The following is a 23,715-nucleotide window of genomic DNA, read 5'->3' as shown; positions in this document are numbered from 1 at the left end:
AGCGTCGCCGCATGGTGGCGATCGAATCCATAGTGGCCAAGGCCGGCGGACGGGCGGCCTCATACGTCGGCCAGGTGGCGGTCAGCAAGCTCCGGCGGAAAGCACTGCTCGATCAGGCCACGGCTCTGATCGACCGGACGACGTTCGACGCCTTCCTCACCTCGCTGACGGCCGAGCAGGGAGCGGGCTTCCTCGCGTTTCTCGAGTCACCCCAGTTCGAGCATCTGGCCCTGCGCACGACGGTGTGGCATCTGGCCGGACGCTCCGAAGGCGACCTGGCCGACATCCGGGAGACGGCCCGGCTCAGCCTGCGGGCCCGCCTCGACCTGGCCGACGAGCAGCTTCTGACCGGGGTCGACCTGGTGATGCGCCTGCTCACGGTGGCCTCCGAGTCGGCGATCCAGGCCCACCGGACGATCGACAACGGGTTCGCCGTCGGGGTCGTCGCCGATCTGGCGGTGGCCGCGGCACGGCAGCACGAGCTGCTCGAGAAGCTGCCCGACCTGCGCGGCGTCGACCGGTTCAGCAAGACCTTCCGAGCCCAGGTCGGCGCCACGCGGGCCAAGATGCGGCTGGCCCACCTCGGACGCCGGGCCGGCATCGAATACTCCGACCTCCACGTGGACCCGACGTTCCACTTCCCCGACGGGAACTCTTTCGCCCCCGAGAACCGGGCGACCGCCGAGACGCTCGATCAGTACCAGCGGTTCGTGGTGCTCGGGGATCCGGGAGCGGGCAAGTCCACCTTCGCCGCCAAGCTCGCCCACGACCTGGCCGTCGACGCCGTCGAGGGCATGCGCGGCCGGGTGCCGTTCCTGGTTGTCGCGCGCGAGCACGCCGAGCAGTTGCGGACCTCACGACGGCCGCTGGTGGCGCTGCTCGAGGACGTCGCGAAGGACCCGTACAACATCGTTCCGCCGGCCGGCGCGATCGAATATCTGCTGCTCAACGGCTCGGCCTTCGTGATCATCGACGGGATCGACGAACTCGGGGACGCCGAGGCCCGGCGGCGGCTGGCCGATCTGGTCGAGGCCTTCGCCCATCACTACCCGCTCGTCAACATCGTGGTCACGTCACGCAGCGTCGGCTATGACGAGGCCGCGCTGGATCAGGAACAGTTCACGGCCGTCCGGATCGCACCGTTCACCGAGGAGCAGGTCGCCGACTATGCGCGACGCTGGTTCGGGCTCGAGCGGGAGCAGCAGGCGCTGGCCGAGTCGTTCCTGTCCGAGAGCGCCGACATCCACGACCTGCGCAGCAACCCGCTGGTGCTGTCTCTGCTGTGTTCCCTGTACGAGTCCAAGCACTACATTCCGCCGAACCGCTCGCAGATCTACGAGAAATGCGCCGAACTGCTCTTCGAGCAGTGGGACCAGGGGCGTGGGGTGAGCGTTCCCATGCCGTACGGGACCCACATGCGGCCCGCCGTGGCCCGGCTCGCGTGGCAGATGTTCACCGACCCCTCTGGCGGTCAGGTCCTCGCGCGCGAGCAGGTGGCCGAGCTCCTCATCGAATACATGTTGGAGGAGCGCTTCGATCGCTGGTCCGAGGCGGCCGACGCGGCGAACCAGTTCCTCGACTACTGCGCGGGCCGGGCCTGGCTGCTCACCGAGATGGGCGTCCGGAACGGCCAGCGCGTTTACGGGTTCACCCACCGCACGTTCCTCGAATACTTCACCGCGGTGCACCTCGTGCGGCTCGGGCCGAGCCCGGCGCAGGTCTGGGAGCGGCTGAGTGACCGGATCCCCGACGCGTCCTGGCGCAACGTCGCCCACCTGGCGGTGCACCGGCTCGAGCGGGACGCCGACGGCGGAGCCAGCGGGTTGATGGAGCTGCTCCTGAACACGGCGGTCGCCTCCCCGCAGCGCCCGATCCATCTCCAGTTCGCGGCCGAGGTCGCGTCGCAGATCGGTCTCCGTTCCGCGACCCTGCGCCGGATCGCGATCGAGTGTGTCCGCCTGGCCGGCGAGCTGCCGAGCCGCGCCCGGTATCGATACAGCTGGACTCAGATTCAGACGGACGCACTCGGCGACGCCGACAGAGCGCTGAAGACGCTGATGGCGGTCCAGCTCCCGGAAAACGTCGCTCGTCTCGGATCCGCGGTGGCGGACGCTCTCAGCGGCCCAGAGTTCGACTTGGCCGATGAGGCCATCTCGTACGGATTAATAGCCGTCGAGCTGCTCGAAACGTTGTCTCTCGTGGCCGACGTGTCGGAGTTTCTCCGTCGGGAGTCCGGTCTGTCCGACTTCGCAGAGGTCCGCAAGTGGGAAACCCGTGTGGGTTGGGCCTCGTCCGAGGACGTGCAGACTCATGGCGCCAGCATCCTTTTCAAGCAAGTCGCGTACTACTACACCTACACGCACTCGGGTGCCTCGCACATCCTCAGTTCCGTGTCCGACGACGCCGGACCTGCTCAGAGCGCGGTGAGCCTTCTGGAGGCCCTGTACCGCCCGCTGGTCGAAGATCCCTGGCCTTGGCTTCGCGCCCAGAACGACCAGTTCACGGTCAGTTGGGCACCGTCCGCCGAGGCCGAACTCGTCTTCCCCCGCCTTCAATCCGAACAGCTACTCGCGCTGCCGCCTGCCGCGCGTTCGGCGGCCCTCCTTCTGCTCCTGGTCATGATGCAGCACACCAATTACGACGAAACCGACCTCGACGGCCCAGTCGGTCCCCTTCTGAAACTGGCCGCGGCGCGCAAGACCGGCCGGGGACGCGCCGCCGCCGTCAAACGAGTAGAAACGTGGGACCTCCTGCCGGAGGCAGAGGCGCTGGTCGTCTCCTGGATCAACGACGAGGCCTCCCCCGTGCTCCGACACAACTGACCAGCACGCAAGCTACGGCGACGCACGGCTGAGCCGGGACATCAGGGCGGCGACTGACGGCGTACGGGAAAAGGTTGGTCTTTATCGCAGGTCGGCGGCCACCTGCTCGAGGGTGTCGCGCAGGGCTCGGGCGGCCGGGGAGGCGGCTCCGGACAGGCGCTGGGCGGTGAAGATCGTGCGGCGTGGGAGGTCGGGCAGGTCGAGCAGGCGGCAGCTGGTGTCCAGGCCCAGCCAGAGGAGGTCGGGGATCAGGGCCACCGCGTTGCCCGACTCGACCAGGCGGATGTGGGCCTGCAGGTCGGCGGTCTCGTAGCGGACGTCGGGCTCGAAGCCGGTGGAGCGGCAGAGCTGTTCGGCGAAATGGCGGGACGCGGTGCCGCGCGGTTCCATGACCCACGGCATGTGGCGGGCCTCGTCGAGCGATGACACCGGGTGCAATGACGCGTCGAGGGACGGGAGCGCCAGGCGGATCGCGTCCATGGTCAGGGGACGCCGATCCAGGCCGGGGTGGTGTGGGGCGGCGTGGGCCGGGTACTGCTCAGCGATCACCATGTCGAAGTCGCGGGCCCAGGTTTCGCGCAAGGCCTCCTCGGGCTCGCGTTGCACCATTTCGACGCGTACGTCGGGAAAGCGGGACGCCATGGCCAGCAACGTCGCCGGCATCAAGGCCAGGGCCGCCGACTGGAAGACGGCGACCCGGACGCGGCCGGTCACACGCGTGACCGAGGCCTGCAGGCCGGCCTCGGCGCGTTCCAGGCTGTCCAGGATCTCGCCGACCGACTCGACCAGCACCTCGGCCTGCGGGGTGAGCTGGACGCCGCGGCCGGATTTGCGCAGCAGTGGCTGGCCGGCCTCCTTCTCGAGCAGGCTGAGCTGCTGCGACACGGCCGACGGGGAGAAGTTGAGCGCCTCGGCGACGGCCGCGATGGTGCCGCGGATGGCCAGCTCGCGCAGCAGGACGAGACGCCGGATCTCCAACATGACGGACTCCCGGGAAAACGTAAGTAGAACTGAAGAGTACTCGTCGGAAACCATCGCTTTTCCTGAACGGATCGCGGAAGGACACTTTCGGCATGTCTGACGTCGTCCAGTCCCCGGCCTTGTTCGAGGATCACTCCGCACTCGCTGACGAGGCGGTCGCCCTCGTCCGTCGCTGGCTGCACGAGGCCTCGGCCATCAAGACCACCGGGTCGGCCGCCCAGTTGGCCGGCGTGCTGAAGGATCCCCAGGGACTGGCGTTCGCCGTCGGCTTCGTCGACGGCGTGGTGCGGCCCGAGGACGTACGGGTCAGTGCCCGCGCGCTCGCCGCCCTGGCGCCGGACGTTCCCCGGTTCCTGCCCGCTCCCCTGCGGGCCGCCGTACGCGTCGGCGGCAAGCTCGCCCCGGTCATGCCGGGTGTGGTCGTGCCGATCGCCCGCCGGGTGCTGCGCGGGATGGTCGGGCACCTGATCGTCGACGCCACCGACGCCAAGCTGGGCCGCGCCATCGCGAAGATCAAGCGCCGGGACGTACGGCTGAACGTGAACCTGCTCGGCGAGGCGGTGCTCGGGCGGGGCGAGGCGGGCCGCCGGTTGCGCGAAACTGAGCGTCTGCTCGGCCGCGATGACGTGGACTATGTGTCCATCAAGGTGTCGTCGACCGTCGCCCCGCACAACCCGTGGGCGTTCGACGAGGCCGTGACCGAGATCGTCGAGCAGTTGACGCCGCTGTTCACGTTGGCCGCCACTGCGCGTACGCGCAAGTTCGTCAACCTCGACATGGAGGAGTACAAGGACCTCGACCTCACCATCGCGGTCTTCACCCGGCTGCTCGACAAGCCCGAGATGCACAACCTCGAGGCCGGGATCGTGCTGCAGGCGTACCTGCCCGACGCGCTGTCGGCGATGATCCGCCTGCAGGAGTGGTCGGCCGTCCGCCGTCAGCGGGGCGGCGCCGGCATCAAGGTGCGTCTGGTCAAGGGCGCGAACCTGCCGATGGAACAGGTCGAGGCGTCGGTGCACGGCTGGCCGCTGGCGACCTGGGGCAGCAAGCAGGAGACGGACACCAACTACAAGCGGGTGCTCGACTATGCGCTGCACCCGGACCGGGTCGGCAACGTGCGGCTCGGGGTGGCCGGGCACAACCTGTTCGACGTCGCGTACGCGTGGCTGCTGGCCGGGCAGCGCGGGGTCCGCGAGGGCATCGAGTTCGAGATGCTGCTCGGCATGGCCGAGGGCCAGGCCGAGGTGGTGCGGCGCGAGGTGGGCGGGCTGCTGCTCTACACCCCGGTCGTACGGCCGGAGCAGTTCGACGTCGCCATCGCCTACCTGATCCGGCGGTTGGAAGAGGGCGCCAGCAGCGACAACTTCATGTCCGCGGTGTTCGAGCTGGACAGTAATTCCGCGCTGTTCGTGCGCGAACGTGACCGTTTCCTGGCGTCGCTGGCCGCCTTGGATTCGGAGGTACGGCGCGCATCGGGCTCGGCGGCGACCGATGCGGACCCGGCCGTCCCGCCGTCGCACCGGGTGGCCGATCGGCATGCCGCCGTGGCCGTCTCCCGGCCCGGGCACTTCGACAACACGCCCGACACCGACCCGTCGGTCGCCTCGAACCGCTCGCTGGTGCGTTCGGTGCTCGCCCGCGTGTCTTCCTCCGCGATCGGCCAGGCCACGATCGACGCGGCCCGGGTCACCGACGCGCGGCGGCTCGACGACCGGCTCGGCGCGGCCGTGGCGGCCGCCGGCGCGTGGGGCGCGCTCTCCGGGGCTGACCGTGGCGTGATCCTGCACCGGATCGGCGAGGCCCTCGAGACCCACCGCGCCGACCTGATCGAGGTGATGGCGGCCGAGACCGGCAAGACGGCCGACCAGGCCGACCCGGAAGTGAGCGAGGCGATCGACTTCGCGCACTATTACGCCGAGCTGGCCGCGCAACTGGACGACGTGGACGGTGCGGTGGCCGTCCCGGAGAAGCTGACCCTGGTGACGCCGCCGTGGAACTTCCCGGTGGCCATCCCGGCCGGCTCGGTGCTGTCCGCGCTGGCCGCGGGTTCGGCCGTCGCGCTCAAACCGGCCGGTCAGGCGGAACGCTGCGGCGCCGTGCTGGCCGACATCATCAAGCCGGTGCTGCCGGACGCCGATCTGCTCACTCTCGTGCAGGTCGAGGAGAACGGGCTGGGCCGGACGCTCATCGCGCACGCGCTGGTCGACCGGGTCATCCTGACCGGTGCGTACGAGACCGCGCAGCTCTTCCGGTCGTTCCGGCCCGACCTGCCGCTCCTCGCCGAGACCAGCGGCAAGAACGCCATCATCGTGACTCCGAGCGCCGACCTCGACCTTGCGGTCAAAGACGTGGTGCAGTCGGCGTTCGGCCACGCCGGGCAGAAGTGCTCGGCGGCGTCGCTGGTCATCCTGGTCGGGTCGGTGGCGCGGTCGGAGCGGTTCCGGCACCAGCTGCTGGACGCGGCGTCGTCGCTGACCGTGGGCTGGCCGTCCGACGCGACCAGCCAGGTCGGGCCGGTCATCGAGCCGGCCGCGGGCAAACTGCTGGACGGGCTGACCAAGCTCGGTGCGGGCGAGAAGTGGCTGCTGGCGCCGAAGTCGCTGGACGACAGTGGGCGGCTGTGGAGCCCCGGCATTCGCGACGGGGTGGCCCGCGGGTCCGAATATCACCGCACCGAATACTTCGGCCCGGTGCTCGGCATCATGACCGCGGCGACCCTGGACGAGGCGATCGACCTGGTCAACGACGTCGACTACGGGCTGACGTCGGGGCTGCACTCACTCGACCCGGCCGAACTGGCGACCTGGCTCGACCGGATCCAGGCGGGCAACCTGTACGTCAACCGCGGAATCACCGGCGCGATCGTGCGGCGGCAGCCGTTCGGCGGGTGGAAGAAGTCGGCGGTCGGGCCCGGCACCAAGGCCGGTGGCCCGAACTACCTGGTCGGCCTCAGCGGGTGGAAGCCCGCTCCGGCGACCGCCGACGGCCCGATCCCTGCCGCCGTCCGCCCCCTGGTCGAGGCCGGTGGCGAGACGCTCGCGCGGGCGGCCCGCAGCGACGCCGCCGCCTGGGCCGGCCATTTCGGTCAGTCGGACGTCTCGGGGCTGTGGGCCGAGCGCAACGTGCTCCGCTACCGCCCGGTGCCGGTCGAGGTGCGGCTGGCGGCCGACGCTCCGGTGGTCGACCTGCTGCGGGTGGTCGCGGCCGGCCTCCGTACGGGATCGGCGTTCCGCGTGTCGACCGCGTCACCGCTGCCGGCCGAGGCCGTCGCGGCGATCCCGGTCGACGTGCGGGTCGAGGACGACGCGGCGTTCGCGGCCGGGCTCCGCGGGGTGAACCGGGTACGGCTGATCGGCGGGTCGGCGCCGGCGCTCGCCCACGCCACCGGGGGACGGCCCGACCTGGCCATCTATGCGGCGCCGGTGACCGAGGCGGGGCGGATCGAGCTGCTGCCGTTCCTGCACGAGCAGGCGATCAGCATCACCGCGCACCGCTTCGGCAACCCGGACAAGCTGGCAGCGTCGGCTCTCTGACCTGCGTGCCGCCTTGGTGTGCTAGCGGTCGACGACGTTGCGCAGCGGGGTGCCGGCCTCGAACGCGGCCACGTTTTCGCTGATCAGCTCGGAGGCACCGATCGGGCGGCCGCCGGCCACGTGCGGCGTGATGATGACGTTCGGCTCGTTCCACAGGCCCGAGTCGTCGGGCAGTGGCTCGGTCTCGAAGACGTCCAGGGCCGCCCCGCCGATCGTGCCCTCGCGCAGCGCGTCCAGCAGCGCCTCCTCGTCGAGCGTGGCGCCCCGGCCCACGTTGACGATCCATGCGTGGTCCGGCAGCTGGTCGAGGATTTCCTCGTTCAGCGCCTGAGCCGTCGCCGGGGTGGCGGGCAGGATGTTGATCAGCACATCGGTGTCCGGCAGCAATGCGGGGAACGCGTCCTCGGTCACGACCTCGACGCCCTCCCGGGTGCCGGCGCTGCGGGCCACCCCGGTCACCCGTGCGCCCAGGGCGGTGAGCAGCGGGGCCAGCGCGACCGCGATGCCGCCGAAGCCCCAGATCACCACGTGGGCGTCACGCAACGTGTAGAAGCGCCGGGTGGCCGGCGCCGCCTGCAGCTCGCGCATCTCCTCGGCCCAGTGCCGGGCCTGCTGGGCGCGGGCGAGCAGGTGCAGATGGCGTACGGCGGCCAGGGTCAGCGCCAGCGTGTGCTCGGCGACCGTGGCGTCGTGCAGGCCGCGGCCCGAGGTGATCACCACGTCGGGCGCGAAGCCGGCGGCCACGACCGCGTCGGGCCCGGCGGCCAGGGTCTGCACCCAGCGCAGCTGCTTGAGCCGGGCCGCGGCGTCGCGCAACTGGTCACCCGGGTTGTTCCAGACGACGAGCACGTCCGCGTCGGTGTGCTCCTCGGGAATCGGGCGACCGATGGCGTAGCGGACGGCGGCCACCCCGCCGGGCAGAGCAGGATCCAGGTCGACGCTGTCGGGCAGTAGGAGCTTCATGTCCCCCATTCTGGTTCAGTGACGATCGTTCAGTTCGAGCACCGTGACGGAATCCTCGATCTCGGCTGGGGGCACCCGCTGCCCTCGCTGCTGCCGGCGGGCGCGTGGGCGGCGGCGACCGAGGAGGCACTACGGACGTACGGGTGGAAAGCGCTCACCTACGGTCATGAACCCGGGCCCGCTCCCCTGCGCGAATGGATCGCCGCCCACGTCGGGGACGCCACCCCCGAGCAGACGTTCGTGACCGCGGGCACGTCGCACGGGCTGGCCCTGGTCACGCAGCTGCTGACCTCGCCCGGCGACGTGGTGCTGGTCGACTCGCCGACCTATCACTACGCGTACAAGATATTCACGGATCTGCACGTCCGGCTCATCGCTGTGCGGGCCGGCGATCCCGACGAGGTCGCCCGGGCCGCGCGGGAGCATGATGCCGCGTTCCTCTATCTGGTGCCGACGTTCGGGAACCCGACCGGGCGCAGCCTGCCCGGCGAGCAGCGGCGGCGGCTGGCGGCGAGCGGGCTGACGATCGTCGAGGACGACACCTACCGCGAGCTGTTCTATGACCGGCCCGCATCACCGGCGCTGTGGTCGTCCGGTGAGCGCATCATCCGGCTGGGCACCTTCTCGAAGACCGTCGCGCCGGGCCTGCGGCTGGGCTGGATCAACGCCGGCCCGTCGACGGTCATCGAGCTGGCGCGGCTCGGGGCCGTGCACAGCGGCGGCGGGGTCAACCACACGACGGCGATGACGATGGCGGTGTTCGGCGGCTCCGGGGCGTACGGGAAACATGTCCTGACCTTGCGGCAGCGCTATCGCGCGCAGCGGGACGCCCTGATCCCGGCGGCGGACGACCGGCCCGACGGAGGGTGGTTCTGGTGGAAGGAGCTGCCGGACGGGATTGACGCGGAGTCACTTCTGCCGGTGGCGGAGCGTTACGGGGTCTCGTTCGTGCCGGGAACCGCGTTCTTTCTGGACGGACAGAGCGGGCACGACCGCGTCCGGCTGAGTTTCTCGCACCTGCCGCCGGCCGATCTGCGCGAGGCCGCTCGTCGACTGGACGTCGCCATTCGTTCCGTCTTAGGACAGTAACGAGATCTACTGCCGATCCGGCCGGACCGGGAGACTGATCGACATCTATTCGATGGATGTCGACAGGAGCAGGTCATGCGTCGTCTCTCGCTGCTGGTAGCCGCTGTCGTGGCAATCGGCCTGGCCACCGCCGCACCCGCCTCGGCCACGCCGCCGAACATTCCGTCCGCCACCACCGCCCAGTCGCAGCTCAATGCGCTCACCGTCGCGACCCAGGGTTCGATGAGCGGTTATTCGCGCGACCTGTTCCCGCACTGGATCACGATCAGCGGCGCCTGCAACACCCGCGAGACCGTCCTCAAGCGCGACGGCAGCAATGTCGTCACCAATTCGTCGTGCGCATCGACGTCCGGCAGTTGGTATTCGCCCTATGACGGTGTGACCTGGAGCGCGGCCTCCGACGTCGACATCGACCACATCGTTCCGCTCGCCGAGGCGTGGCGGTCCGGCGCGAGCTCGTGGACCACCTCCAAGCGGCAGAGTTTCGCCAACGACCTCACCCGCCCGCAGCTGATCGCGGTGACCGACAACGTCAACCAGTCGAAGGGCGACCAGGACCCGTCGACCTGGGTGCCGTCGCGCACCGCCTACCGCTGCACCTATGCGCGCATGTGGATCGGCGTCAAGTACTACTGGAACCTGACCCTGCAGTCGGCCGAGAAGACCGCACTGCAGAACCTGCTCACCAGCTACTGCTAAATTCCTTCCCGTACGCCGTTTCGCGCCGCTCGCCCAGCGGCGCCGCCCCGGAAGGAGGTCGCACCGTGTCCGATCCGATGCGCCCCTTCCGCGGCCCGGCGTCCCCGCGGTTCTGACTCCGGGGCGCAGCATTCGCGCCCTGGAGGTTCCGCATGAGTTCACTCGTTTTCCGCCCACTGGTCCCCGGTGAGGAATCCGTCTTCGATTCGTTCCCCGGCCGGCCGTCCCCGATGCCTTTCGCCGACGGCCTGGCCGCCGGTGGTTTCGCCTTTTCCCGTACGTGGATCGCCCTGCGCGACGGTGCACCGGTGGCCCGCGCCGCCTGGGTTCTGCCGCCCGGTTCGGTCGGCGGCCCATGGCTGGAAGTGTTCGACCTGAACGATTCCCCCGAGGTCGGCGCCGCGTTACTGCGCCGGGCCCACGACACGTTCGGTGATGCACGGCCCTATTACGCCGTGTTGCCGGTCGATCCCCGCGTGGCCGCGGCCGCCCGCCTGGCCGGCCTGATCCCCACCGTCGAGCGCCTCCGTTTCCGCTGGACGCCCACCCGGTCACCCGTCGCTCACACGTCGGCCGACGTGCGGCTCGCCACCGGCCCGGACGAGGTCCGCGCTTTGATCGCACGCTTGGATACGCCGGACGTATTGACCGGCTCCGAGACGGCCTGGGCCGTGGCCGGGATCGACCTGGCCCGGGACCCGATGCCCTGGTTGACCGGCCCTGCCGCGGCGTGGCACGTCCTGCACGACGACGGTCGTCCGGTCGGCCTGGCCGGGACCGCGGGTGAAGCGTGCTGGCCGATGATCGTCTACCTGGGTATCGCCGACGGCGACTCCTGCACGGGACGTATGGATCTGCTCGTGGCGGCGCTGCGCGCACTGGTGGCGGGCGGCGCCGAGGAGGTCGTGGCCGACGTCGAGTCCACCTTCGCCGCGACGATCGAGGACCTGCGGCGGGCCGGGTTCGAACAGATCCGGGCCCGCCTCGCGTTCGAGCCGAGGGACGGATCAGGGACGCAAGGCTAGCCCCGCCCCGGTCCTCGGCCTAGGTTCACGCCGTCATGTTTTCCCAGCTTGGGGGACACCATGAGCTACACCCTGCTGCGCGGACGCTTCGTCATCCGCTATCCCGACCTTCCCCGCCAGGGCCCGGAACCCGACGGGGACACGATCAAGTTCCTGCCCGACACACCCGCGCTGGTCGAAGGGTTGCCCCGTCCGTCGGGGACTCCGCCGGACATCAACCGGCGCGGTATCTCCGTACGGCTGGAAGCGGTTGATGCCCTGGAGACCCACTTCAACGAGACCCATCAGGAACTCGAAGGCGCCGACCTGGCCCGGGACGAGATGTTGCGGCGGCTCGGGTTCACAAACGTCGTGTATTTCGAGGACCTGCCGAACAAGGTGCAGTCGGCCGATCAGGACAGCCTGCGCGGTCACGTGCTGTCCAACGGCGTCGACGCGAACGGGCGGCTGATCGGTTTCGTCTATGCCGGCGATCCGGACGGTGCCGACGGGTCGGCCGTGTTCGTCGACGAAGCCCTGGTCGACCGGTCGGTCAACGCGACGCTGCTGGCCGACGGGCACACCTATCCGGCGTACTACGGCACGCTGCCCACGACGTTGCGGGTGCATCTGGCCGCCTCGTCGCGGGCCGCCCGGGCCGCCAGGAAGGGCGTGTGGCCACGGTCGACGGCTGATCCGGACGGCGCTGCGGTCGTACCGGACGCGCTGGCGCTGCAACGGCTGGTCATGTGGCCGAAGTTGTTCCGGCGTCTGGTGTCGTACCTGGCCGCGGGCAACAGCGACTTCGACGGATTCGACACGTGGTTGCGGGCCGACCCGGTGCACCGCGACGACAAGCTGTTCCGGCTCGACACGCTCGAACCGGCCAACATGCACGACGTGGTCAAGGCGTCCGGCAGCAGCATCCAGCTGACGGTGTGGCCCGAGGACTTCGTCATCGAGCCCGACCCGGCACTGCCCGGCACCCCGACCCAGCCGCGTCCGGTCGCGGCCGGCGACGTGCTGATCGTGGCCGCCCTGCCCGACCCGGAAGGCGTCGACCGCGGGCACGAGGTGGTCACGCTGCTCAACGTCACCGCCAAACCGGTCGACCTGAGCGGCTGGAGCCTGCAGGACGACTCCCGGGGCCGTACGGTGCTGACGGGTGTCCTGGCCGGCGGCGCCATCCTGCAGGTGACCGTCTCGGCGGCGACGTCGCTCGGCAACCAGGGTGACCGCATCCTGCTGATCGACGCCGCGGGCACCACGATCGACCAGACCAGCTACCGCGCCGACCAGGTGCGGCCGGGCCGGACGATCGCCATCGGCCGCGTCTGAGCAGTTCCGCCCGCGCCCCGGCCGTTTCGGTCCAGGGCGCGGGTGAGTTGCTGTCAGCGGTCGCTTTTGCGAGCAACGCGCGGGCGGTTGCCGTCAACGGTCGCTCGCGGCAGGCAGCGCGCGGGCGATTGCCGTCAACGGTCGCTCGCGGCAGGCAGCGCGCGGGCGATTGCCGTCAACGGTCGCTCGCGGCGAGCAGCGCGCGGGCGATTGCCGTCAACGGTCGCTCGCGGCGAGCAGCGCGCGGATGCGTTCGATCGCGCGGCCGAAGTAGCGGTGCTCGACCGGGCGGGTCAGGAAGTCGGCCAGCGCGAACAGGTCGAGGGCCTGGCTGAGGCGGCGCCAGTTCGGCGGCAGGCTCCCGCCCGCGTCCCGGAATCCCGCGATGAACGCCTCGTCGAAAGCCGGCGGATGCGGGAAGCGCAGCATGTTGCCGACGTCGACGAGCGGGGAGCTGCTGAACGCGAACTCCCAGTCGAGCACCGCGGTCACCCGGTCGCCGCTCGCCAGCAGGTTCTTGGGGTTGTAGTCGGAGTGGACGAGGCAACGGGATCCCTTGAGGGTGGCCAGTTCCGGCGCCGCGCGCTCGGCCCAGCGCAGGAGGGCCCGCTGCTCGTCGCCGCTGAGGTGGCCGTCGGCGTTGCCCTCCCGGAGACACCGGTCGACGAACTGGTCGAGCCCGTCGATCGGCTCGATGCCGTCGGACCGCAGCCGGGCGCCGGACTCGACGCCTGGGTCGGGGTCGGGCGCGCCCGCGGCTGTCGGGGCGACGACCGTGAGAAAGCCCGGCCGGATGAACTCCACGGTGCCGATGCACGCGAGGGTGGAACCGACGTCGTGGCCCAGGGCGGCCAGCGCGCTGTCGTCCAGTTCGGTCAGCAGTTCGCTCACCGGACGGCCGGGCCGGAACACCGACAGCAGCACCGGCTCGCCCGCGCTGTCACCGGTCGGGTCGGCGGCCACCACCGCGGCGACCGGCACGACCCCGTCGACCCGTTCGGCCAGAGTTCGTTCGAGCGCGCACCGGTTGGTCCGCAGGTAGCGCCGCAGCACATATCGCTCACCATCGCTCATGGTCACGACCGTGTTGTCGTTGCTGTACCCGCCGGTCAACTTGCGCGCCCCGGTCACCCGCCGTCCGGGTCGTGCCCGCTCGATCCAGGCGTTGATGCTCGGTTCCAGCTCCATTCGCCCACCCTAGGCTCGGCGGCGACGGGGATGCGGCCCCGGCTGACCAGATCCCGTAGGCGACGCCGATCGGGCGCGCCCAGGAACTCCGCGCCTCGACGCTGGGTGACAAGTCCACTGTCGGCGAATTGCGGCCGGGAACTGACCGCAGTGTGCGCTTTGCTGATCGGTATGAGCATTCTGCACACGCCCGCCGAGGGTGCCGTCCTGAACCCGTTCCTGCTCGTCGACGACGCGGCCGGGCTCATCACGTTCGTGTCCGAGGTGTTCGGCGTACGGGAAACGCCGGAGGCACACACCGAGATGCCCGACGGGAAACTCATCCACTCCGAACTGCGCCTCGGCACGGTGGATCTGATGATCGCCGACCGGCAGGAGGGGTGGCCGGCCCGGCCCGGCCTGCTGCAGGTGTGGGTGCGGGATGTCGCCTCATTGCTCGAACGTGCAGTAGCGCGCAAGGGCACGGTCGTCACGCCGCCGACCCCGTTCTACGGCGAGACCACCCTCGGCCGGATGCTCGACCCGTGGCAGAACCTGTGGTGGCTGTACGCGCCGGCGCCCGGCCAAGCCGACCCGGTGCCGGTCTGGGAGGGCGGTGACGACACCGTCTTCACGACGCTGGACGTGGCGCTGCGAGACCTTCGATAGCGCGGCGGAGACGGCGGACGGCCTCGTCCATCAAGTCGGGCGGGGCCGCCGCGTAGGTCAGGCGCAGATAGGACGCGGGCGCCTCGGCCGGGAACCAGGGCCGGCCGGGGAAGACGACGACCCCCTCGGCCACGGCGGCCGTCGCCAGGGCCACGTCGTCGATGCCGTGGTCGAGACGGACCCACAGGTGCAGTCCGCCGGCCGGCACCCGCCCCTCGTGCAGCGGCAGGTGCCGGCGCAGCGCGTTCAGCAACGCGTCGCGCCGGACGCGCAGTTCCTTGCGGAGCGCGCGACGGTGCCGTTCCCACGCGGGCGAGGTGACCAGTTCGAGCGCGGCCTGTTGCAGCGGCCCGGAAACGAACAACTCGTCGAGCAGTCGCGCGGCCCGCAGACGCGCACCGGCCTGACCGCGAGCACCGACCGCGGCGATGCGCAGACCGGGCGCCGCCGACTTGGTCAGTGAGCGAACATGCACGACATGGCCGTCCGGATCGTCCGCCGCGAGCGGTGCCGGCGCGGTGCCGTCGATGGTCAGGTCGCGCGCATAGTCGTCTTCGATCAGGAACGACCCCGCTTCCCGTACGACGGACAGCACCTCGCCCCGCCGATGCTCGGCCAGCGTGGCGCCGGTCGGGTTCGCGTGCAGCGGCTGGCAGTAGAACAGCCGGGCGCCGGTGCGGAGGAACGCGGCGCGCAACTGATCGGGCAGCACACCGTCCGTGTCGGTCGGAACGGGCACGACGCGCAACCCGGCCGCGCGGGCCGCGGCGAGCGCGCCGAGATAGGTCGGCGACTCGACGAGCAGCGTGTCGCCCGGCCCGGCCAGCGCGCGCAGGGTGGACGAGATCGCGGCCTGGCCACCCGGGCTGATCACCATGTCGTCCGCGCGCAGTCCGAGGTCGCGGGCGAACCAGGCGCGCAGATCGGCCCGGCCCTCGGCGGGACCGCGCTGCCAGGCAGCCGGCTGACGGGCGGCCCGGGCCAGGGCGGCGCCGAGGGCAGCGGTGGGTTGCAGGTCCGGGTCGAGGTAGCCGCCCGATAACGGAATCGCCCCGGCCGGCGGTATCGCGAGTAACGCCTGGAGCTCCTCCTCGCCCGACCGGCGGGCGCCCAGCGCGACCGTCTGCCACGAGAGGTCGGGCCGGTGGGGGCGCTCGGTCCGCCCGGCCACGAATGTGCCCTGCCCCGGACGGGTCTCGACGACGCCCTCCCGCACCAGCGCACGGATCGCCGCCGCCACGGTCACGGGTGAGGCCCGGTGGCGAGCGGTTAGTTCCCGCACGGAAGGAAGCCTCGCTCCCCCACCCGCACGGCCCGCGAGCGCCCGCAGATCTTGGATAACGCGCTCGGCTGCGTTACCGTCATTCATGAGGAGCAAGAGTAACGCTACTGAGCCGATCGCGGTAACGCCCCGACCCGCCGCGCCGGGCACCGCGAGCGCGATCGGAACGGAACCCGCCGCGGGCCCGGTCGGTGCGCGCGCGGAGTTGAACCCGGGACCGGGTGCGGCCCGGGTCGTCGGACGGCGTACGGGCTCGGCGCGCGGAATGGTCCTGGGGGCGCTGGGTGTCCTCGCGTTCAGTATGTCGCTCCCTGCCACGCGCGTCGCTGTGCACGAACTCGACCCCTGGTTCGTCGCCTTCGGCCGGGCGGTCGGCGCCGCCCTCCTCGCCGCCGCCTACCTGCGGATGACCCGCGCACCCCGGCCCACCCCGGCCCAGTGGCGACGGCTCTCGATCGTCGCGCTGGGTGTCGTCGTCGGCTTCCCGCTCTTCACCTCGCTGGCCCTGACCACCCAGACCTCGGCCCACGGCGCCGTCGTCGTCACCGTGCTGCCCGCCATGACCGCGATCTTCGCCGTGCTCCGGGCCGGCGAACGACCCTCGCGCCTGTTCTGGCTGGCCAGCGCGGCCGGGCTCACCGCCGTGCTGACGTTCCTGGTCGTCACCGGAGCCGCCGCCGGAGCGTTCGAGATCGCCGACCTGTTCCTGCTGGTCGCCGTCGTCCTGTGCGGTCTCGGATATGCCGAGGGCGGCGCCCTCTCCCGCGAACTCGGCGGTGCCCGCACGATCTGCTGGGCGCTGCTGCTCTCGCTGCCCGCGACCCTGCCGATCACCCTGGCCGTCGCGGTCGCCGATCCCCCGCACGCCGGCCCCGCCGCGTGGTCGGCCTTCGCCTACCTGACCGCCGTGTCCATGTTCCTGGGGTTCTTCGCCTGGTACGCGGGGCTGGCCCGGGGCGGCATCGCGCGGGTCGGTCAGATCCAGCTGGCCCAGCCCGTGCTGACCCTGCTGTGGTCGGCGCTGCTGCTCGGCGAGACCGTCACGCTCGCCTCGCTGCTGGCCGCCGTCGTGGTGCTGACCTGCGTCGTGCTGATCCAGCGAACCCAGGCCCAGCCGGTCGGCCGCTGACCTGCATCGCGTCAGACGAGGCTCTCCAACGACGGCACCACCGCGGCCGGCGACGGCATGGCTGCGATCTCGGCCGCCACCTCCTGCGCCGCACCCCGCAGGCCGGCGTCCGTGATCAGCCGGGTCAGCACCGCCGCCGTGATGTCCTTCGTGTCCACCATCAGCCCGGCTCCTCGGCGTGCCAGCAGCTCCGCGTTGAAACGGCGGTCGCCCGCCCCGGGCACGGTCAGCTGCGGCACGCCTTCGGCCAGGCCGCCCAGCACGCTGCCGGCTCCGGAATGGTGGACGTAGGCCGACGCGTACGGGAGAAGCCGGTTGATCGGCACCCGCCCGACGGTGCGCACGCCGGACGGCAGGGCACTCCGCGAGGTCGCCGGGCGGACCAGCACGAACTCGGCGTCGACCTCGGCCGCCACCGCGATCACGGCCGGGCCCGGATCACCGTCGTTCGGGCCCTTGATGGTGCTGCGGCTGACGATGACGCGGGGGCGCGACGACGGCGTGAGCAGCCAGTCCGGCACCGAACCCCCGCCCGAGTACGGAACCGGCCGCATCGGGACCGCACGACCGGTGGACGATGACCTGAGCGAGGGTGGCGCCACGGAAATGGTCAGCGCCGGCTCGGCGAACGCCCGGCCGGACAGGGCGGAACTGCCGGCCACCGCCCGGAACAACTCGCCGGCCGGGTAGAGCGTGTTCTCCTGCAGCACCGAGGGGATGCCCAGCCGTGCGGCCACGATCGCCCCGGCCTCGGTGAGCGATTCGTAGACGATCAGGTCGGGTCGTTCCCGCTCGGCCAGTGCCCGCAACGGTTCGATCAGCGCCCGGTTGGCCCGGCCGAAGAGTTCGCCGACGAACCGGTGGCCGGCGCGACCCCGCGTCTCGGCCCTCGCGAGCCCGGGGTGACGCAGGGCGGCCTGGATCGCGCTGCGGGGCAGGCTGAAACCGGCGCCGATGTCCACAGTGCGCAGGCCGGCGTCCAGAAAACTGAACGCGCCACTGGCGAGGACCACGTCGTGCCCGGCGTCGCGGCAGGCCGCCGCCAGCGGGATCAGCGGCAGCAGGTGCCCTTGCAGCGGCGCGGCGGCGAACATGATGCGCATGGGTCGACGTCTATCACGGCCGCGCGTACCGGGCGATCAGGTCGGAGATCGGCTTCTCGTGCAGGGTCTCGCCGGTGTGCGGATCACGGGCGTGCAGCAGGTGCATCATCGGCGACCGCGAAAGGTCGACCAGGGTGGCCGAGGCGCCGCGGACCGCGCGTTCGACACCGGCCGGGGCGGTCAGGTCGATGCGGTTGACGACGCCGGGCGTCACCCAGACCGGCACCGATTCGAGCAGGCCGAACAGTTGCAGGTGGAAGTGGCCGGTGAGGATCAGCCGGACGTCGCTGCCGCGGATCGCGTCGGCCAGAGCCTCCGGGTTGCGCAGGCCCAGCTTCTCCTGCACCTCGAAGCCGGGCAGGGCGATCGGCGGGTGGTGGAACGCCAGCACCGTGCCGTGCGGGGCGGGCGTCGCCAGCTCGGCGCGGAGCCAGGCCAGTTGAGCGTCGTCGAGCTCGCCCCAGACCTCGCCGGGCACGAGCGTGTCGAGGGTGATGATCCGGTGCCCGCGTACGGAATGAGCCGCCACCAGGTCGTCGCCGAGCACCGCGGCGAACGCGGTCCGCTCGTCGTGGTTGCCGGTCGTCCAGAGCACGGGCAGGCCCAGCTCACCGATCAGGGCCCGCACCTGCTCGTACGCCGCGCGGCTGCCGTCGTCCGCGACATCGCCCGTGACCACCACCGCGTCCAGGCCGGTCAGAGGACGAACCGAGTCCAGCAGGTGGCGCAGCGAATCCCGGGCGGGTCCGGGCGTCGCCGTGAGATGGGTGTCCGACAGATGCAGGAGCCTCATCCGCCGACGCTATCGAGGCCGGGACCACCGGCAGGAGAGCCACCACACCCCCAAGTGGCTCTTTCAGCGATTGAGCTTGGACCGCCAGTCGGTCGGCACGGCGCCGGCCGGCCCGGGAACAGGCTGGTCGTCGGGGCGGCTCGTGGCGGGCGCCAGCGCCGGTCCGTTGGCGGCCTCTTCGGTCGAGAAGTTCCAGTACCAGTCCTCGCCCGGCTCGAACGACTGGATCACCGGGTGGCCGCTCTCGCGCCAGTGCGCGGTCGCGTGCTGGGCCGGCGAGGTGTCACAGCAGCCGATGTGACCGCACTGGGCACACCGTCGCAGGTGGAACCACCACCCGCCGTTGTCGAGGCACTCGACGCAGCCGGTGCCGGAGGGGGGAACGTCGGGCTGGATCGCTTCACTCGTCACGCGACGAAACCTACCCCACCTGGTCGGTGACGTCAGCGAACGTGCCGCCCAGCGCCGGCACCGCCTCGTCCGCGGCCACCTGCAGCCCCACGCCGCGTTCCCCGGCGCCGAGGTTGATGACGCGTCCCCGCGTACGGGAATCCGCAATGACCGGCCACGCCCGGGCCGAGCCGAACGGGGTGATCGTCCCGCGCTCGTACCCGGTGGCCGCCTTGGCCGTGGCCGCGTCGGGCATCGAGAGCCGGTTGACGCCGAGCAGCGCGCGCAGCTTGGGCCACGAGATCGAGCGGTCGCCGGGGACGAGCACGAACACGTAGTCGTCGTCGGCGCGCCGCACCACCAGCGTCTTGACCAGGTCGCGGACCTCGACGCCCTGAGCCTCGGCGGCTTCGGCGACGCTGCTGACGGGACCGTGGCGCAGCAACGAATGGGAGAGGCCGAGCGACGTGGCGGCGGCCTCGGCAGGATTCGTCATTGATCAAAAATAGCGTCAGGCCACACCCCGTACGGGATGTGGCCTGGCCGATCATCACGGAGATCAGTCGTCGTCCCCGTCACCGTTGCGGTGGTGGTTGCCACCCCGGTCACGCCAGTCCCAGTCCTTCGAGACCGTCAGCTCCCAGTCCCCGCGGTGACGACCCCAGCGAACGAAGTCGCAGTCGTAGTCGTCCCACCGGTCCCGGCGCTCACCCATGCGGCCGTTCCACTCGCACTCGCGTCGCGAGTCGTAGTAGCCGGCGGTCCAGTCCCGGTCGCGCCGCGGCTGGTCCGCCGTGGTCGTGGCCGTCCGGGCCGTTGTGTCTGGTGCGGAGGTCGACGCCATGGCCGGTGCGGCCCCCAGCGTCGCGCCCGTCATCAGGCTCAGTCCGACGAGTGTCAGGATTCGCGTTGCCGCTTTCATGGTTCACCCTTCTCGAGCCGTGTTGTGCCAACTCAGGCCATCACGTCGGCGCGCCCGGCATGCGGCAATCGCGGCTTTCGGGGCCGTTCGGTGGAGGGCGAGGGGGGATCTCTGTCTCGAAAACCACAGCGACGGTCACGGGTCACCCGCGGTATGCGCCACGCGCATAGGGGAAGGTGGGGTGGAAGAGCAGAATGCCGAAACCGATGGAGGCGTCATGCCCGACCGTCCCGTGAAGATCCCCGGCCCCGACCACCCGATCACCATCACCCCGAACGCGGGGCGGGTCGTCGTGAAGGCCGGCGGAAAGGTGATCGCCGACACGCGCAACGCCCTCACGCTGCAGGAATCGACGTATCCGGCGGTGCCCTACATCCCGCTCGCCGACGTCGACCAGTCGCTGCTGGAGGCCACCGCGACCACCACGTACTGCCCCTACAAGGGTGACGCGAACTACTACTCGATCCCGTCCGGCGGCGACAAGGCGACCGACTCGGTGTGGGAGTACCAGAACCCGAGCGACGCCGTGTCCCAGATCAAGGGTTACGTCGCGTTCTACCCCGACCGGGTCGACTCGATCGAGGTGACCGCGTAAGCACAGGCGGGTCATAGGGACAGCACAGGGTCAGACGGCACCGTGGGGCCGGTGCGAAGAAGAACCCTGTTGCTCAGCATGTCGGCGGCCGCGGCCGGTGGGCTGGCGGTGCGCGCCGGTCAGGCCTCGGCCGCCGAGCGGACCGTCCTGTCGTCGGTGAAGAACTCGACGCTGACCGCGCGCGACGTCACCCCGTACGAGCCAATTCAAGGTCAACCCCCTTCCCCCGTACGCGCTGTCGCCCGCCACGATTTCTCCTTCGCTCGCGACGGCCGGGCCCTGCCGACCCGCGTCTGGTATCCGGTCGGCCCCGGCCCGTACCCCGTCGTCGTCTTCAGCCACGGGTTGCACGCGCAGCCCGACGACTACGCGGCGCTGCTGGTCAGCTGGGCGACGGCCGGGTTCGTGGTGGCCGCCCCGCGCTATCCGCACACCGCCATGGGCACGTCCAAGTTCAACGCGTACGACCTGGTCAACCAGCCCGAGGACGCGTCCGAGGTGCTCACCCAGATCGTCGCCCGCAACACCGGCGGTTCCGGCCCGCTGCGCGGCAAGCTCGACACCACCCGGCTGGCCGCGGCCGGGCACTCGGGCGGCGGCATCACCACGGCCGGGCTGTTCAGCGCCCACCGCGACGACCGGCTCAAGGCGGGCATCCTGATCGCCGGAACTGATTTCCTCGGTACGCCGTTCACCGGCCCCGCCGCGGCGATGATGCTGGTGCACGGTCGCGAGGACAAGTCCGTCCGGTACGCCGCCGCCCGTACCGTCTACGAAGCGGTCCCCTGGTCGCGGGCGATGATGTCGATCACCGAGGGCGGCCACCAGATCACCAGCGCCGAGCAGCCCGCGGTCAGCGCGGCCACCGTGGCGTTCCTGCGCTGGAGCCTCTACGGCGGCTCACCGAAGCTGCCGGTTCAGGACTCCCTGGCCACACTGGACAACGAGCTGACGACCGCCGCGGTCAGCGCCGGGTCGACCTCGTAGGGGGTGTAGAGCGAGATCCGGTCCACCAGCCCGCCGAACCGCTGCCGCAGGCCGGCCGCCACGTCCCCGGTCACGGCGAACGTGTCGAGCACCTCGTCGCTGATCAGCGCGGTCATCTCGGTCCAGGCCTGCCGGCGGGACAGCGAGTTGAGCTGATCGGCCAGGTCGCCCCAGCCGTGCATCTCGAACACCCCGCGATAGGCCGGCGTGGACGCGTAGAAGGCGATCTGCCCCTTGACCGCCTCCTCGGCCGTCGACCGGGCGGCCTCGTCCGCGCCCAGCACGACCAGGGCCGAGAGGCACACCGTGAAGTCGTCGAGGCTGCCGCCGCGGGCCTCGCGCAACGCCGGACGGGTCCGTTCACCCAGGTAGGCGGCGCTGGTCAGCGGGTGCACGAGCAGCCCGTCGGCCACCCGCCCGGCCGTCCGGGTCATCCGCTCCCCCACCGCGGCGACCAGGATCGGCGGATTCCCGTACGGGTTCGGGCCCGGGCTGAAGAAGTCGGTCATCAGGGTGTGCCGGTAGAACTCGCCCCGGAACGCCAGCCGCTCGCCCTCCCACGCCTTCCAGATGGCCCGGATCGCCCGCACGAACTCCTCCATCCGCGCGGCCGGCTGGCCCCACGGCATCGCGAAACGCCGCTCGATGTGCGCCTGCACCTGCGAGCCGAGCCCGAGCTGGAACCGCCCCTGGCTGATCAGCTGCAGGTCGTTGGCCAGCACGGCGACGTTCATCGGGTTGCGCGCGAACGCCACCGCGATCGCCGACTGCAACGTGATCCGCTCGGTCGCGCGGGCGGCCAGGGTGAGCGCCGTGAACACGTCGTGCCTGGTCTCGGCCGCGCCGAACCCGTCGTAGCCGTCCTTCTCGGCGGCCATCGCGGCCGCCTCGACCTGAACGGGGGTGGCCGACACACCGGCGGCGAAGTCAACGAGCATGTGACAGCTATAGCATCTGCTGCCGCGTCCACTTCACGCACGCCCGGTCCACGGTCGCGAACGGCACCCCGTACGCGTCGCCCGCCGCCTGGTCGAGCTCGTTGTCCTGCGTCAGCACCAGACGGACAAAGGTCAAGAGCTTCCGTTCCCCGTACGTCTTGGCCATGCAGTCAACCGCAAGGTGACTGAGCCCGTAGAACGCGTCCCCCGCGCGGGCCGGCGCGGACGGGCGCGGCTGCTCCGGGATCATCGTCGTCATCGCCTTGCGCCGGAGCTGCCAGCGCACGCTGTCGCGGCGCAGCGTCCGCGCGGCGCTCGCCGGCGACCAGCCGATGTACTCCGCGATGCCCTCGCTGAGCCAGGTGTCCTCGGCGGCGTCGGCCCGGTAGGCGCCGGACAGCGTCACCACGTGGCCGAGCTCGTGCTGCAGGGCCACCCGCAGCATCAGCGGATCGTCGTCGAGCTCCTTCATCCGCAGCATCACGTCGATGCCGTGCATGTTGAGCGGCACGGCCAGCCCGATCGCCCAGTCGTCCTGGTTACCGCCGTACCACTTCCTCCACTGCGCCTCGCCGGCCAGATAGATGCGGTAACGCGACTGCGGCGTCCCGATCAGCGCCGCGAACCGGTCGTCGACCTTCGCCGCCGCCTCGGCCACCGGCAGCACCCGGGTCAGATAGCGACGTTCCGCCGGCGCCGCGAACAGCGTGACCCGGGTTCCCCGCAACGCCACCAGCTCGCCGCTCTCCCACGGCGCCGGCCGCCGCGGATCCTCATCGGTGCCCGCCGCGGCCACCCCGATCACGTACTGCCCACCGACCGGCCGCATGGTGAGCCGCTGCTCGATGTGCGGCGGCCCCTGCCACTCACTGCCCTGGGCGGCCGGGCACATGTCCGGCCCCAGGCAGTAGAAGACCTCGGCCCGGAACACGACCGCCGCCGCGTTGCCTTTGACCGGCTGCCCGACCCCCGGCTTGTAGACGAAGCTGGTCACGTCCAGCGCCCGCAACGACCGGAACATGTTGCGGTAGCGCGCTTTCAACGGCGCGTCAACGACCGCCAGCCAGCCCGCCTCGTCCCCGGCCAGCAGCGCCTGCGACTGCACGTCAAGCGCCGCGACCGCTCGTTCGTACGGAGAAACCGCTTGTTTTTTCGTCGCCGCCGCGATGGCGACGCGGGGCCTCTCCGGCCGCGAGACCACCAGCCCGACGGTCAGCGCGAGAACGCCCACGACAAGGAGGGCGGCAAAGGCGCGGCGCATGAACATTCCATTCGGTCGAGTTGGTGGCAACGCATCCAACCAAATCGACC

The 23,715-nt window shown here is 71.0% G+C and carries 21 protein-coding genes; 10 read left to right on the top strand and 11 right to left on the bottom strand.

What is annotated here, in order from left to right; translation table 11 throughout:
• The first annotated feature begins 11 nt into the window (after positions 1-11).
• A complete protein-coding gene (locus KOI35_RS16445) occupies positions 12-2,822 on the top strand; it encodes an NACHT domain-containing protein (RefSeq protein WP_215788329.1) in 2,811 nt (936 codons plus the stop codon).
• Between the two features lie 81 nt (positions 2,823-2,903).
• On the opposite strand, the gene KOI35_RS16440 is transcribed toward KOI35_RS16445, so the two are convergent.
• Positions 2,904-3,803 (bottom strand): LysR family transcriptional regulator, encoded by a 900-nt coding sequence (locus KOI35_RS16440; protein WP_215788328.1) that lies wholly within the window; start codon positions 3,801-3,803, stop codon positions 2,904-2,906.
• A gap of 92 nt (positions 3,804-3,895) precedes the next feature.
• Between KOI35_RS16440 and KOI35_RS16435 the strand changes: the two genes are divergently transcribed.
• On the top strand, positions 3,896-7,336 hold the full coding sequence (locus tag KOI35_RS16435; protein WP_215788327.1) for a proline dehydrogenase family protein: 3,441 nt from the start codon (positions 3,896-3,898) through the stop codon (positions 7,334-7,336).
• Positions 7,337-7,357: 21 nt separating this feature from the next.
• On the opposite strand, the gene KOI35_RS16430 is transcribed toward KOI35_RS16435, so the two are convergent.
• Positions 7,358-8,299: a phosphoglycerate dehydrogenase gene (locus KOI35_RS16430; RefSeq protein ID WP_215788326.1), complete on the bottom strand. Its 942-nt coding sequence runs from the start codon at positions 8,297-8,299 to the stop codon at positions 7,358-7,360.
• Between the two features lie 18 nt (positions 8,300-8,317).
• Between KOI35_RS16430 and KOI35_RS16425 the strand changes: the two genes are divergently transcribed.
• The 4 genes from KOI35_RS16425 to KOI35_RS16410 all read left to right on the top strand — a co-directional run bounded on the left by KOI35_RS16425 (position 8,318) and on the right by KOI35_RS16410 (position 12,429).
• The gene (locus tag KOI35_RS16425) at positions 8,318-9,388 is read left to right on the top strand and encodes an aminotransferase-like domain-containing protein (protein ID WP_215788325.1); all 1,071 of its coding nucleotides are present in this window, start codon (positions 8,318-8,320) and stop codon (positions 9,386-9,388) included.
• 75 nt (positions 9,389-9,463) lie between these two features.
• Complete coding sequence (locus KOI35_RS16420) at positions 9,464-10,087, top strand: HNH endonuclease family protein (RefSeq protein ID WP_215788324.1); 624 nt, start codon at positions 9,464-9,466, stop codon at positions 10,085-10,087.
• A 152-nt stretch (positions 10,088-10,239) separates the two neighbouring features.
• On the top strand, positions 10,240-11,112 hold the full coding sequence (locus tag KOI35_RS16415; RefSeq protein ID WP_215788323.1) for an acetyltransferase: 873 nt from the start codon (positions 10,240-10,242) through the stop codon (positions 11,110-11,112).
• 60 nt (positions 11,113-11,172) lie between these two features.
• Positions 11,173-12,429, top strand: coding sequence for a lamin tail domain-containing protein (locus tag KOI35_RS16410; RefSeq protein WP_215788322.1), 1,257 nt, complete (start codon positions 11,173-11,175; stop codon positions 12,427-12,429).
• Between the two features lie 216 nt (positions 12,430-12,645).
• Here the strand turns inward: KOI35_RS16410 and KOI35_RS16405 are convergent, their stop codons facing one another.
• Positions 12,646-13,617, bottom strand: coding sequence for a phosphotransferase family protein (locus KOI35_RS16405; RefSeq protein ID WP_215788321.1), 972 nt, complete (start codon positions 13,615-13,617; stop codon positions 12,646-12,648).
• A 171-nt stretch (positions 13,618-13,788) separates the two neighbouring features.
• On the opposite strand from KOI35_RS16405, the gene KOI35_RS16400 reads away from it, so the two are divergent.
• Complete coding sequence (locus tag KOI35_RS16400; protein WP_215788320.1) at positions 13,789-14,265, top strand: VOC family protein; 477 nt, start codon at positions 13,789-13,791, stop codon at positions 14,263-14,265.
• Here the strand turns inward: KOI35_RS16400 and KOI35_RS16395 are convergent.
• Complete coding sequence (locus KOI35_RS16395) at positions 14,228-15,634, bottom strand: aminotransferase-like domain-containing protein (RefSeq protein WP_215788319.1); 1,407 nt, start codon at positions 15,632-15,634, stop codon at positions 14,228-14,230. The two genes, KOI35_RS16400 and KOI35_RS16395, sit on opposite strands and share 38 nt — an antisense overlap.
• A 178-nt stretch (positions 15,635-15,812) precedes the next feature.
• On the opposite strand from KOI35_RS16395, the gene KOI35_RS16390 reads away from it, so the two are divergent.
• On the top strand, positions 15,813-16,676 hold the full coding sequence (locus KOI35_RS16390) for a DMT family transporter (RefSeq protein ID WP_215788819.1): 864 nt from the start codon (positions 15,813-15,815) through the stop codon (positions 16,674-16,676).
• An 11-nt stretch (positions 16,677-16,687) separates the two neighbouring features.
• Here KOI35_RS16390 and KOI35_RS16385 read toward each other — a convergent pair whose 3' ends face one another.
• The 5 genes from KOI35_RS16385 to KOI35_RS16365 all read right to left on the bottom strand — a co-directional run bounded on the left by KOI35_RS16385 (position 16,688) and on the right by KOI35_RS16365 (position 19,884).
• Positions 16,688-17,779 (bottom strand): nucleotide disphospho-sugar-binding domain-containing protein, encoded by a 1,092-nt coding sequence (locus KOI35_RS16385; protein WP_215788318.1) that lies wholly within the window; start codon positions 17,777-17,779, stop codon positions 16,688-16,690.
• 13 nt (positions 17,780-17,792) lie between these two features.
• Positions 17,793-18,572 carry a metallophosphoesterase family protein gene (locus KOI35_RS16380; protein ID WP_215788317.1) on the bottom strand — a complete coding sequence of 260 codons (780 nt, stop codon included), beginning with the start codon at positions 18,570-18,572 and terminating at the stop codon, positions 17,793-17,795.
• A gap of 63 nt (positions 18,573-18,635) precedes the next feature.
• Entirely contained in the window at positions 18,636-18,983 is a 348-nt protein-coding gene (locus tag KOI35_RS16375; RefSeq protein WP_215788316.1) for a UBP-type zinc finger domain-containing protein, read from the bottom strand.
• A 10-nt stretch (positions 18,984-18,993) separates the two neighbouring features.
• Positions 18,994-19,458: an aminoacyl-tRNA deacylase gene (locus KOI35_RS16370; RefSeq protein WP_215788315.1), complete on the bottom strand. Its 465-nt coding sequence runs from the start codon at positions 19,456-19,458 to the stop codon at positions 18,994-18,996.
• Positions 19,459-19,521: 63 nt separating this feature from the next.
• Positions 19,522-19,884: a hypothetical protein gene (locus KOI35_RS16365; protein ID WP_215788314.1), complete on the bottom strand. Its 363-nt coding sequence runs from the start codon at positions 19,882-19,884 to the stop codon at positions 19,522-19,524.
• A gap of 217 nt (positions 19,885-20,101) precedes the next feature.
• Here KOI35_RS16365 and KOI35_RS16360 point away from each other — a divergent pair, with 217 nt between their 5' ends.
• Complete coding sequence (locus KOI35_RS16360; protein WP_215788313.1) at positions 20,102-20,479, top strand: DUF427 domain-containing protein; 378 nt, start codon at positions 20,102-20,104, stop codon at positions 20,477-20,479.
• Positions 20,480-20,530: 51 nt separating this feature from the next.
• Complete coding sequence (locus KOI35_RS16355; protein WP_215788312.1) at positions 20,531-21,466, top strand: alpha/beta hydrolase family protein; 936 nt, start codon at positions 20,531-20,533, stop codon at positions 21,464-21,466.
• Here KOI35_RS16355 and KOI35_RS16350 read toward each other — a convergent pair.
• The gene (locus KOI35_RS16350) at positions 21,397-22,404 is read right to left on the bottom strand and encodes a TIGR03617 family F420-dependent LLM class oxidoreductase (RefSeq protein WP_215788311.1); all 1,008 of its coding nucleotides are present in this window, start codon (positions 22,402-22,404) and stop codon (positions 21,397-21,399) included. The two genes, KOI35_RS16355 and KOI35_RS16350, sit on opposite strands and share 70 nt — an antisense overlap.
• Before the next feature lie 7 nt (positions 22,405-22,411).
• Positions 22,412-23,665 (bottom strand): hypothetical protein, encoded by a 1,254-nt coding sequence (locus KOI35_RS16345; RefSeq protein ID WP_215788310.1) that lies wholly within the window; start codon positions 23,663-23,665, stop codon positions 22,412-22,414.
• Positions 23,666-23,715: the final 50 nt, after the last annotated feature.

Source organism: Paractinoplanes bogorensis, assembly GCF_018829635.1.
GTDB classification, from domain to species: Bacteria; Actinomycetota; Actinomycetes; order Mycobacteriales; family Micromonosporaceae; genus Actinoplanes; species Actinoplanes bogorensis.
The sequence above is the reverse complement of the archived record's forward strand: the minus strand, read 5'-3'. Positions and strand labels throughout refer to the sequence as shown.

What these genes read in the sequence shown, in the direction of transcription:
- KOI35_RS16445 (WP_215788329.1), top strand. Translation starts at nt 12, where the DNA reads ATGGTGGCGATCGAATCCATAGTGGCCAAGGCCGGCGGACGGGCGGCC.
- KOI35_RS16440 (WP_215788328.1), bottom strand. Translation starts at nt 3,803, where the DNA reads ATGTTGGAGATCCGGCGTCTCGTCCTGCTGCGCGAGCTGGCCATCCGC.
- KOI35_RS16435 (WP_215788327.1), top strand. Translation starts at nt 3,896, where the DNA reads ATGTCTGACGTCGTCCAGTCCCCGGCCTTGTTCGAGGATCACTCCGCA.
- KOI35_RS16430 (WP_215788326.1), bottom strand. Translation starts at nt 8,299, where the DNA reads ATGAAGCTCCTACTGCCCGACAGCGTCGACCTGGATCCTGCTCTGCCC.
- KOI35_RS16420 (WP_215788324.1), top strand. Translation starts at nt 9,464, where the DNA reads ATGCGTCGTCTCTCGCTGCTGGTAGCCGCTGTCGTGGCAATCGGCCTG.
- KOI35_RS16415 (WP_215788323.1), top strand. Translation starts at nt 10,240, where the DNA reads ATGAGTTCACTCGTTTTCCGCCCACTGGTCCCCGGTGAGGAATCCGTC.
- KOI35_RS16410 (WP_215788322.1), top strand. Translation starts at nt 11,173, where the DNA reads ATGAGCTACACCCTGCTGCGCGGACGCTTCGTCATCCGCTATCCCGAC.
- KOI35_RS16405 (WP_215788321.1), bottom strand. Translation starts at nt 13,617, where the DNA reads ATGGAGCTGGAACCGAGCATCAACGCCTGGATCGAGCGGGCACGACCC.
- KOI35_RS16400 (WP_215788320.1), top strand. Translation starts at nt 13,789, where the DNA reads ATGAGCATTCTGCACACGCCCGCCGAGGGTGCCGTCCTGAACCCGTTC.
- KOI35_RS16395 (WP_215788319.1), bottom strand. Translation starts at nt 15,634, where the DNA reads ATGAATGACGGTAACGCAGCCGAGCGCGTTATCCAAGATCTGCGGGCG.
- KOI35_RS16390 (WP_215788819.1), top strand. Translation starts at nt 15,813, where the DNA reads ATGGTCCTGGGGGCGCTGGGTGTCCTCGCGTTCAGTATGTCGCTCCCT.
- KOI35_RS16385 (WP_215788318.1), bottom strand. Translation starts at nt 17,779, where the DNA reads ATGCGCATCATGTTCGCCGCCGCGCCGCTGCAAGGGCACCTGCTGCCG.
- KOI35_RS16380 (WP_215788317.1), bottom strand. Translation starts at nt 18,572, where the DNA reads ATGAGGCTCCTGCATCTGTCGGACACCCATCTCACGGCGACGCCCGGA.
- KOI35_RS16370 (WP_215788315.1), bottom strand. Translation starts at nt 19,458, where the DNA reads ATGACGAATCCTGCCGAGGCCGCCGCCACGTCGCTCGGCCTCTCCCAT.
- KOI35_RS16365 (WP_215788314.1), bottom strand. Translation starts at nt 19,884, where the DNA reads ATGAAAGCGGCAACGCGAATCCTGACACTCGTCGGACTGAGCCTGATG.
- KOI35_RS16360 (WP_215788313.1), top strand. Translation starts at nt 20,102, where the DNA reads ATGCCCGACCGTCCCGTGAAGATCCCCGGCCCCGACCACCCGATCACC.
- KOI35_RS16350 (WP_215788311.1), bottom strand. Translation starts at nt 22,404, where the DNA reads ATGCTCGTTGACTTCGCCGCCGGTGTGTCGGCCACCCCCGTTCAGGTC.
- KOI35_RS16345 (WP_215788310.1), bottom strand. Translation starts at nt 23,665, where the DNA reads ATGCGCCGCGCCTTTGCCGCCCTCCTTGTCGTGGGCGTTCTCGCGCTG.